Raw genomic sequence first — 10,409 nt, forward strand, 5'->3', positions numbered from 1 at the left:
TTTAATCTGTTGCTCAAATTACTTTGAGTCTTTTTTAAGACTCTCAAAAGAATTGCTGGTTATTACTTAACTTTTATTCTGTTCAATTTTCAAAGACCATTTTCTTCATCGCCCTTAAGCGACTTGTTTATCTTACCACCGATGCCCTTTCTTGTCAACAACTTTTTAAAAAGTTTTTTCTGTCGAAAATTCATCTTATTTAGTGGTTTTTGTTTGTTCCTCACTGGAACGATATTTATCTTACCACGAAAATCAAACATCTATTTATAATATTTTAACTTCTCATATATTTATTAGCTATATACCTCTATTTTTCTCTCAGTTTCTTCATATTTTCACTATTGATACACCTGGTTGAGTTATCAGAATAATATATAGTAACATAAAAAAGTCCTCCTTAAAATAAAGAAGGACTTTCCACTTATAATCCTTAACTTGATACTATTATAGGTATTTTGTTATTTTTTATTAACTTATACCCATTATTAATATCTATATCTTTTTCAACAATTACCGAATCTAAAATAACGCCATCTCTAATTACTGAGTCTCTTAGTATTATGCAATTTCTAAGCTTAACACCTTTCCCAATATACACTTTTTTTCCTATAACACAATTTTGTATATTTCCCTCAATATATGATCCATTAGCAACAATTGAGTTTCTTACATCACTGCACTCTGTATATTTGCTAAATGGCTCGTTTTGTTCTCTAGTATAAATTTGCTTCTCACTATGAAATAACTCCTCATTTATATCCCTATCTAACATTTTCATATTAGATTTAAAATATGTTTCAACAGAATTAATGCAAGCTAAATATCCTTTAAATTCATATCCCCCAACTTTCATTAATTTTAAATTTTCTTCAATAAATGTTGTCACTTTTTTATATAATCCACTTAACACACAATGATGAATTATATTTACAAATACATCTTTTCTCATACAATACATTTCCATATTTACATTATAGAATTTATTTTCATCTGAAAATTCTCTTGCTCTATAATTTTTATCAAATCCTATTGTTTTACAATTTATAAAATTATCTTCATCTTTACTTATATTCTTATAAACTACCGTTATATCATTATCTTCCCTTTTATGATGTTTTATAACATTTGAATAATCTATATTACATACCATATATGAAGGTGCTAATAAAACATACTCACTATTACTTTTTTCAAAAAACTCTATGTTTTCAATAAAATTATGCACATCATCATACATAAGGTCATTATTTCCAAAATTAAATACCCTTAATCCATCTCTTTTTCTATCTAAATCCCATGCCTTACCATTAGATAGATAATTAATTAAACTTGCTGCACTATTTTTTGTAAATATTCCAATTTCACTTATTCCAGAATTAGTCATATTGGATAAAATAAAATCTATAACTTTATACCTTCCAGCTATTGGAACAGTAGCTAATAATCTGTTCTTTACTAAATGACCCATATTATTCTCTTTTTCATCTAAATTTATTATACCTAAGCAGCTATCCACATTTTTTCCTCCCTATTATAAAGATTCTGCTGGTTCTAATGTAGTTCCATATTTAACTTCCTCATTTGCAGCTATTATTGCTATTTTTTCTCCATCTCCAATTTTACACTCATTTTCTATTACTGCACCGCTTCCTATAATTGCTTTTTGAATGATGACATTATCACCAATCTTTGTATCTGGCATTATTACTGAATCTCTTATTATGCTATTATGACCAACCTCTACCCCTTGAAATAATACCGAATTATTTATATCTCCCTTAATTATACAACCTTCAACGATTAATGATTTCTTTACATCCGCTTCACTACCAATATATTGAGCTGGTCTTACCTTATTATTAGAATATATCTTCCACTCTCTATCATATAAATTTAAAGTGTTATTTGATTTTAATAAATCCATATTAGATTCCCACAATCCCTTTATTGTACCAACATCTTTCCAGTACCCCTTAAAAGGATATGCCACTAATCTTCTACCATCTTTCAACATCTTAGGAATTATATCTTTACCAAAATCATTACTTGAATTTTCATCCTTTTCATCCTCTAATAAAATCTTTTTTAAGGCTTCCCAACTAAATATATATATACCCATTGATGCATTAGTACTTTTTGGCTTCGCAGGTTTTTCTTCGAACTCATATATTGATAAATCTTCATTTGTGTTCATTATTCCAAATCTACTTGCCTCTTCTTTTGTAACATTTATTACTGCAATAGTAGCATCTGCTTCTTTTTGCTTATGAAACTTAAGCATTTCTTCATAGTTCATCTTATATATATGATCTCCTGATAAGATCAATATATATTTAGGGTTATACGTATCAATATATTCTATATTTTGATATATTGCATTTGCAGTTCCCTTATACCATTCTCCACCCTCTTCTTCTTGATAAGGTGGTAATATACTTACCCCACCGTCTCTTCTGTCTAAATCCCATGCTGCTCCTATACCAATATGCGAATTTAATTCTAAAGGCTTATATTGTGTTAATACGCCTACCTTATAAATTCCAGAATTTGAGCAATTACTAAGTGCAAAATCTATAATTCTATATTTACCTCCAAAAGGTACTGCCGGCTTCGCTAACTTTTTAGTTAATACTCCAAGCCTTGATCCCTGTCCACCTGCTAGTATCATAGCAATTATTTCACTCTTTCCCATACCCCCATTACCCCTTTCTATAAACATCTATATTAATTTTGATTTTATCAACATAATACCTTTTCATTATATAAGTATGTTCATACTTATATTTATATGACATCTATTAATACTTTTAATAAATGAACATCGAGGTTACCCCCGATGTTCATTTATTTTTTATATTGATTTTATTATCTTATATCCATATGCACTCACAGATAAATCTAGTATTCCTCCAACAGGAACATACCTATTACTATCTTCTAAACTTTCAAATATCTTATATATATTACTTAATTTCAAATTAACATTTTTTCCACTTGAATTTATTACTACTATTATTTTTGTATCCTTATACTCTCTCTCATATATTAAAACATCATCTTGACTTTCTAACCCTTTAAAACTACCCTTTTTTATAATTTCACTGTTATTCCTAATACTAATAAATTTCTTATAATATGATAGTATTTTATTATTATGATTATCCCACGGATATGGCTTCCTGTTATCAGGATCTTTCTCACCAGTTAACCCTACTTCGTCACCATAATATATAAGTGGAACTCCAGGTAAAGTCATTTGTAATAATATAGCTAGTTTCAATAGCTCTGTATTTTCTCCTACCTCTGTGAATATTCTTCTAGTATCGTGAGTACCTAAAACATTCATACAACTATAGAAATTATCACTTGGATAATTTTCATATAAACTCATGAACCTTTTTATAAATATTGTAGATTTTAATCCTCCATTTAAGAAGTTTATTATTATATCCTTTAATGGATAATTAATAACTGAATCTAACTCATTTCCAAATAGGTATTCTCGCCTTTTTGAATAACTAACTTTATTAGATGCATCTTCCCAAACCTCACCAATTAATACACTGTCTTCTTTTGTTGATAACATCTTTTCTTTTACCTTACAAATAAATAAGTCTGGTAATTCATCTGCTACATCCAATCTCCATCCACTGGCACCTAGTCTCATCCACTTTTCTATTATTGAATTTTTTCCTGTTACTATATAATCTAGATAACTAGGATTTAACTCATCTACGTTAGGCATATTGTCAATTCCCCACCAAGCTTCATAATTATGTGGGTATTCATTAAACTTATACCAGCTATAATACGGTGATTCATTAGATTGATAAGCCCCTATCTCATGATAGTTCCCATATTTATTAAAATACTTACTATCTGCTCCAGTATGACTAAATACTCCATCTAAAATTATTTTAATCCCCATTCTTTCTGCTTCATCACATAAATTTTTAAAATCCGCTTCAGTTCCAAACATTGAATCTATTCTCTCATAGTCTCCAGTATCATATTTGTGACAACTAGAAGATTCAAATATTGGATTTAAATATATTATTGATGCACCTAAATCCTTTATATGGCCTAGTTTTTTCTTTATACCTTTTAAATTACCACCATAAAAATCCCATCTAACTACTCTACCATCCTTGTCTTTTATATACATAGGATTATCTTCCCACCTACTGTATATAAAGCTATTTTTTTTAGGATTATTAATTTTTCCATCATCATTACCATTAAAAAATCTATCTACAAATATTTGATATATTATTCCTTCCTTATACCAGGTTGGAACTTCTCTTTTCTTATAAACAGTTATTTGATATTCTTTAGGATTATTGTAGTATAGTCTTCCTAATCCGCCTAACACCTCATCATTATTACCATAATAAAATACATTAGATCCGTGTACTATTTTAAAATAATAATTTACAATACCAATTGAGCTATTAGTATTTATATATCCAACAAAAGTATTAAAATCTTTATCAACATTATATACACGGTTCATTTCAACATCATGCTGCTCTCCATTAAAATAACGAAGATGTAAATATACAGTTGCTTCAATATTTAGTGTAAAAAGTACTTTAACCTTTTGTCCCTCATCGACAGCTCCAAATGGACTTCTATATTTTATATTTTGAGAATCATGAATAGCTTTTATCTCTTCCATACAGATTCCTCCTATAAATTCTTATAAAGAACGCCTGAGCCCCATATACCTGTAGCATATTCCTTTATAGTTCTATCTGATGAGAAAATTCCTGAATGAGCAATATTAACTCCACACATTCTTTGCCAATTATACACATCATTATATAGTTTATCTACCTTATCTTGAGCTCTAATATATGCATCAAAATCTTTTAATACAAAAAATTCATCATTATAATTTAATAGATTCTCATTTATAACTTTAAATTTATTTCTATCCTTTGAGTAAGTCCCATTAACTAAATCATCCATAATTCTCTTTACTCTAGAATCGCTATTATATATATCCCAAGAACAATATCCACCGTTTTTATAATAATCAAGAACCTCATCAGCTGTTAACCCAAATATTACGATATTATCTTCTTTTACTTCATCCTTTATTTCTATATTTGCCCCATCTAATGTTGCTATAGTAACTGCACCATTCATCATAAACTTCATATTTGAAGTACCTGATGCCTCCTTAGTAGTAGTAGATATTTGTTCACTTAAATCTGTTGCTGGAATTATTTTTTCTGCTAAGGATACTCTATAGTTATCCATCATAACAACCTTTATTTTGTCATTAACTCTTGAATCATTATTAACCTTGTGCGCTATACTATTTATAAGTTCAATTATATTTTTAGCTAAGAAATATCCAGGTGCTGCCTTACCAGCAAAAATAAATGTTCTCGGTTGAATATTTAGATTCGGATTATCTATTAACTTATTATATAAATCCATTATTCTTAAACAATTTAACGTTTGCCTTTTATATGCATGAATTCTCTTTACTTGTACATCAAAAACTGAGTTAGGATCAACTATAATTCCCTTTGTCTTATATATCTCTTCCGCTAATACCTTTTTATTATCTAACTTTATTCTTGACAATCTATCTAATACTTCATTATCACCTAGATGCCTTTCAAAATTCTCTAAATCTGTAGGATGTTTAACAAAGCTATCTCCTATGGTTTCCTTTAATAACTCTGTTAACTTTGGATTGCATTTTAATAGCCATCTTCTATGAGTTATACCATTTGTTTTATTGTTAAACTTATTAGGATATAAATAATAAAAATCTGACATCTCTTTTTTCTTTAATATTTCAGTATGAAGTTTAGCAACTCCATTAACACTATGGCTAGCAACTATAGCCAAGTTAGCCATTCTTACATATCCATCTCCTATTATAGCCATTCTAGATATCTTATCCCATTGACCTATATACTTGTTCCATAGTTCTGCACAATATCTTTCATTTATTTCATCAACTATCATATAGATTCTTGGTAATAACTTTTTAAACATACTTATCGGCCATTTTTCTAAAGCTTCTGCTAATATAGTATGATTAGTATAAGAAACTGTATTCTGTGTTATTCTCCAAGCTACTTCCCAATCTAGCCCTTCCTCATCAACAAGTATTCTCATTAACTCAGGAATCGCTAACGTAGGATGTGTATCATTAATATGAATTGCTATCTTTTCATCTAATTCTAAAATGTTCCCATTATGCTTTTTATAGTGTCTTATAATGCTTTGTAATCCTGCTGATACAAAGAAATATTGTTGCTTTAATCTAAGCATCTTTCCTTCATAAAATGAATCTTCAGGGTATAACACTAATGATATTGCTTCAACTGAATTTTTATATTCTATAGCTTTTAAAAACTCACCTCTATTAAATGATGAAAAATCAAACTCATTTGAAACTGGCTCAGCACTCCATAGTCTTAATGTGTTTACAACTTCATTTTCATAACCTACAACTGGGGTATCATATGGAACTGCTAAAACTGGTTCATAATTAACATGAGTAAAAGTAATATTTCCATTTACTGATTCTGTCTTTATTTCCCCACCAAACTTAACTATTTCACTTTTTTCACTTTTTTTAAGTTCCCATACATTTCCGTCCCTTAACCATTTATCTGGTACCTCTACTTGCTTTCCATCTATAATTTTTTGTTCAAAGAATCCATACTTATATCTTATTCCACATCCATGACCTGGAATATTTAATGATGCCATAGAATCTAAAAAACAAGCTGCTAATCTTCCTAAACCACCATTTCCTAATCCCTGATCTTGTTCTAAGTTCTCTAATTCATCTAAATCTATATTTAATTCTCCTAATACTTCACGACACTTTTCTCTAATACCTAAATTCAATAATGCATCCCCTAATAATCTTCCTAATAAAAACTCCATTGAGAAATAATATACTTGTTTTTCTCCAGTTTTATTGTATTTATTATTAGTTTTCATCCATTCCTTTGTAACATAATCTCTGACTAAACTCCCTAAAGCTTCATATTTTTGAAAATTACTTCCCTCATCTAACTGCTTCCCATGTAATTCTAAAAATTTTCTCTTATAATCTCTCTTTAATGATTTCTTATCTATATCTAGCATATTTATTACCCCCTAATAGCTGAATTTTAATTACATTCCTACTAATCCTTTATATAATGCTTTATATTCTTCTGCTGCTTTATCCCAACTATTTTCACATCTCATAGCTTGTAAAACTAATGAATTCCAAGCATGTTTATCATTATATACTTCTAACGCATATTGCGTTACTTCTCTTAGTTCATTTGCATTGTAATTTTTAAATCCAAAACCATTCCCTATCCCCGTATATCGATTATATGGAGAAACTGCATCTTTTAGTCCTCCAATCTCTCTAACTATAGGAAGGGTTCCATATCTTAAAGCTATCATTTGTTCAAATCCACATGCTTCATATAATGATGGTGCAAATATCATATCTGCACCTGCATATATCTTGTGTTCTAAATTATTATCATTTTTTATATTTACAGATACTTTATCATGATATCTAATTTTAAAATTTTTAAATGTTTCCTCATATAAATAATCACCTGTTCCCAATATAACAACTTGTACATTTTGTTGTAATAACATATCAAGCATGCTAATTACTAAATCACAACCTTTTAGATGTGTTAATTTAGATACCATTCCTATGATTGGTATATCCTTATTTACAGGCAATCCTAAATCTCTTTGTAAATTTTCCTTATTTATATCCTTGTTATATATCGAATTGGTAGCATAATTCAAATATATATCTTTACTTGTACTAGGATTATATTTTTCATAATCTATACCATTCAAAATCCCCTTAAGTGCATATCCCCTGCTTCTTAATAGCCCATCTAAATTCTTTCCGTATTCAGGTTTTTGTATTTCCTTTGCATAACTTGGACTTACCGTTAATATTTGATCACAATAATTTATTCCACCCTTCATAAAGCTTACACCACCATGCATTTCTAAGCTCTTATTTAAAAATGGCTCATAGTCGTAACCAAATAATTCTGGTAATATTTCTGGTGGGAATATTCCTTGAAAAAGTATGTCATGAATTACAAAAGAAGTCTTAATCCCTCTATAAAAATCAATATTTTCATATTCTAATTTATATAAAACTGGTATCATTCCTGTTTGCCAATCATTACACTGGATAATATCAGGCTTCCAATTTATTTCTTTAATAAGTTCTAATGCTGCTCTATCAAAAAATGCAAATTTTTCAGCATCATCATAGTGTCCATATATTCCATTTCTATTAAAGTAATATTCATTATCTAAAAAATAATACTCTATACCATCATATTTATATTTATATACACCACAATATTGCTCTCTCCATCCTACCTTTACACTAAAACTTTTTACAAATTTAAATTCATCTTTATACGTATCATCTATATCTTTATAGTTAGGTATTACTACACAAACTTCTACACCCTTACGCTCTAGTGACTGAGGTAATGCTCCCATAACATCGCCTAGTCCACCAGTCTTAATAAATGGATTTGCTTCTGATGTTACCATTAATACTCTCATATTCCCACTCCTCCCAATTAAATACACCCACTTAATTCTTTATAATATAATTTATAATTTCTATGCCTTATATCTATATTTATGAATATTTTTGTGTAGTATGATAATTAAATTTTTTTGTAATAAAAAAACTGTAATCACTCCTTTGATTACAGTTTTTCTTTTGACTATAAAGTTTTAAGAGCTACTAAGTTTAATAAGCTCCATGGTTTATTAAAGTGTGGTTGGAAGAAGAAGTCTGTCATTGCTAATTCTTCTAATGTCATTTTATTTTGTATAACTACAGATAAAGTATTCATAAATTGAGTTAAATCAACTTTTGATATTATTTGACCGCCTAATATTACTTTAGTATTTTTATCAAATACTAATTTTAATGTAACTTCTTCAAATGTAGGCATAAATTCAGGTCTATAATTATCTTTTAAAGTAACACTATCTACATCAAAGTTTGTTGTAGCCTTTGCCATTTCTTCAGTTAAACCTGTAGCTGCAATACATTGATCATATATTTTGATACCTGAAGTCCCTTGAGTTCCCATATATTTTAAAGTAGGTTTTACAATATTTCTAGCTACTAAAGTTCCCATTCTAACCGCATTAGTTGCTAAAGGAATATATCTAGTATCATCAGCTGGATTATATTTTACAACACAACAATCTCCTGCTGCATAAACATCTTCTCTACTTGTTCTCATATATTCGTCTATTATTATAGCTCCATTAGGAAGAGTTTCTAGTTTTCCCTTTACTAAATTAGTGCTAGGGGCGAATCCTATGCATAAGATAACTAAATCACCTTCGTAAGTCCCATTATCAGTTTCTACACTTGAAACCTTACCATTATCTCCATTGAATTTCTTAACTTTTTCTCCTAAAACTAAGTTTACTCCTCTATCTGAGAATTCCTTTTCTGCTATATCTGTAAAATCTTTATCAAGATACTTAGCCATTATTCTTTCTTCAGCATCTATTAAAGTAATATTTTTCTTTTTCATTTCAAAAGCTTCAGCTAATTCTACTCCAATGTATCCAGCACCTATTACTACTACATTTCTAGCTTCTTCTGTCTTTTCTATAATAGCTTTTGCATGATCATAATTTTTACATAAAACTATATTTTCTAAATCTCCACCTTCAAATTTAGGTACTATTGGCCATGATCCTAAAGTTAATATTAATTTATCGTAATTATCACTGAATTCTTCGCCTGTTAATAAATTTTTTACTTTCATAACTTTATTATCAAAATCAATGTCTAAAACTTCATGATTCATTCTAGTATTTACACCTGACTTAGCTAAGTTTTCAGGTGAATTATAAAATAACTTTTCCGGTTCAGTTACTACACCACCAACACTAAGTGCTATTCCACATGATAAGAATGATATATTATCATTTTTTTCATATATTGTTATTTCACTTTCTGGATGAAGCTCCTTTAAATTAACTACCGCAGCTGTTCCTGCATGTGTACATCCTACTAAAACAATTTTCATAATTAATCCTCCTCTATATAAAAACCTTTATTAATCAATAATCACTATCCTTAAATAAATAATACACCTAACTAGATATAAAGTAAATAGAAAATGTTATTTTATTAACAAATTTATTTTAAACCACATAGCTTATTATTATTTATTATTTGCTATATATAGAAGAACAATTCTAAATTTACGCAAAAAAATAAGAGCCGTAATTCGACTCTTATTGTAACCTGGCGACGTTCTACTCTCCCACACAGTCTCCCATGCAGTACCATTGACGCTGTAGAGCTTAACTGTCCTGTTCGGAATGGAAAGGAGTGTTTCCTCTAC

General features: G+C 28.8%; 6 protein-coding genes and 1 rRNA gene. All 7 read right to left on the reverse strand.

The annotated features are described in order from the left end of the window. Positions 1-430: 430 nt before the first annotated feature. Positions 431-1,516, reverse strand: coding sequence for a glucose-1-phosphate adenylyltransferase subunit GlgD (gene glgD / locus ACRDBA_RS13840; RefSeq protein ID WP_438573513.1), 1,086 nt, complete (start codon positions 1,514-1,516; stop codon positions 431-433). Between the two features lie 15 nt (positions 1,517-1,531). Beyond that, on the reverse strand, positions 1,532-2,692 hold the full coding sequence (locus tag ACRDBA_RS13845; RefSeq protein WP_438573514.1) for a glucose-1-phosphate adenylyltransferase: 1,161 nt from the start codon (positions 2,690-2,692) through the stop codon (positions 1,532-1,534). A gap of 159 nt (positions 2,693-2,851) precedes the next feature. Beyond that, positions 2,852-4,678, reverse strand: a complete 1,827-nt coding sequence (locus ACRDBA_RS13850; protein WP_438573515.1) for a glycoside hydrolase family 13 protein — start codon at positions 4,676-4,678, stop codon at positions 2,852-2,854. 11 nt (positions 4,679-4,689) lie between these two features. Continuing rightward, positions 4,690-7,125 carry a glycogen/starch/alpha-glucan phosphorylase gene (locus ACRDBA_RS13855; RefSeq protein ID WP_438573516.1) on the reverse strand — a complete coding sequence of 812 codons (2,436 nt, stop codon included), beginning with the start codon at positions 7,123-7,125 and terminating at the stop codon, positions 4,690-4,692. 30 nt (positions 7,126-7,155) lie between these two features. Continuing rightward, a complete protein-coding gene (glgA, locus tag ACRDBA_RS13860) occupies positions 7,156-8,589 on the reverse strand; it encodes a glycogen synthase GlgA (RefSeq protein WP_438573517.1) in 1,434 nt (477 codons plus the stop codon). A 167-nt stretch (positions 8,590-8,756) separates the two neighbouring features. After that, positions 8,757-10,088, reverse strand: a complete 1,332-nt coding sequence (locus tag ACRDBA_RS13865) for an FAD-dependent oxidoreductase (RefSeq protein ID WP_438573518.1) — start codon at positions 10,086-10,088, stop codon at positions 8,757-8,759. A gap of 219 nt (positions 10,089-10,307) precedes the next feature. Then, a 5S ribosomal RNA gene (gene rrf, locus ACRDBA_RS13870) occupies positions 10,308-10,409 on the reverse strand; the annotation flags it as partial.

The organism is Clostridium sp., assembly GCF_051654825.1.
Classification (GTDB): domain Bacteria; phylum Bacillota; class Clostridia; order Clostridiales; family Clostridiaceae; genus Clostridium.

Excerpts from the sequence above, each read along its gene's own strand:
- ACRDBA_RS13845 (WP_438573514.1), bottom strand. The coding sequence starts at position 2,692 with ATGGGAAAGAGTGAAATAATTGCTATGATACTAGCAGGTGGACAGGGA.
- ACRDBA_RS13850 (WP_438573515.1), bottom strand. The coding sequence starts at position 4,678 with ATGGAAGAGATAAAAGCTATTCATGATTCTCAAAATATAAAATATAGA.
- ACRDBA_RS13855 (WP_438573516.1), bottom strand. The coding sequence starts at position 7,125 with ATGCTAGATATAGATAAGAAATCATTAAAGAGAGATTATAAGAGAAAA.
- glgA (WP_438573517.1), bottom strand. The coding sequence starts at position 8,589 with ATGAGAGTATTAATGGTAACATCAGAAGCAAATCCATTTATTAAGACT.
- ACRDBA_RS13865 (WP_438573518.1), bottom strand. The coding sequence starts at position 10,088 with ATGAAAATTGTTTTAGTAGGATGTACACATGCAGGAACAGCTGCGGTA.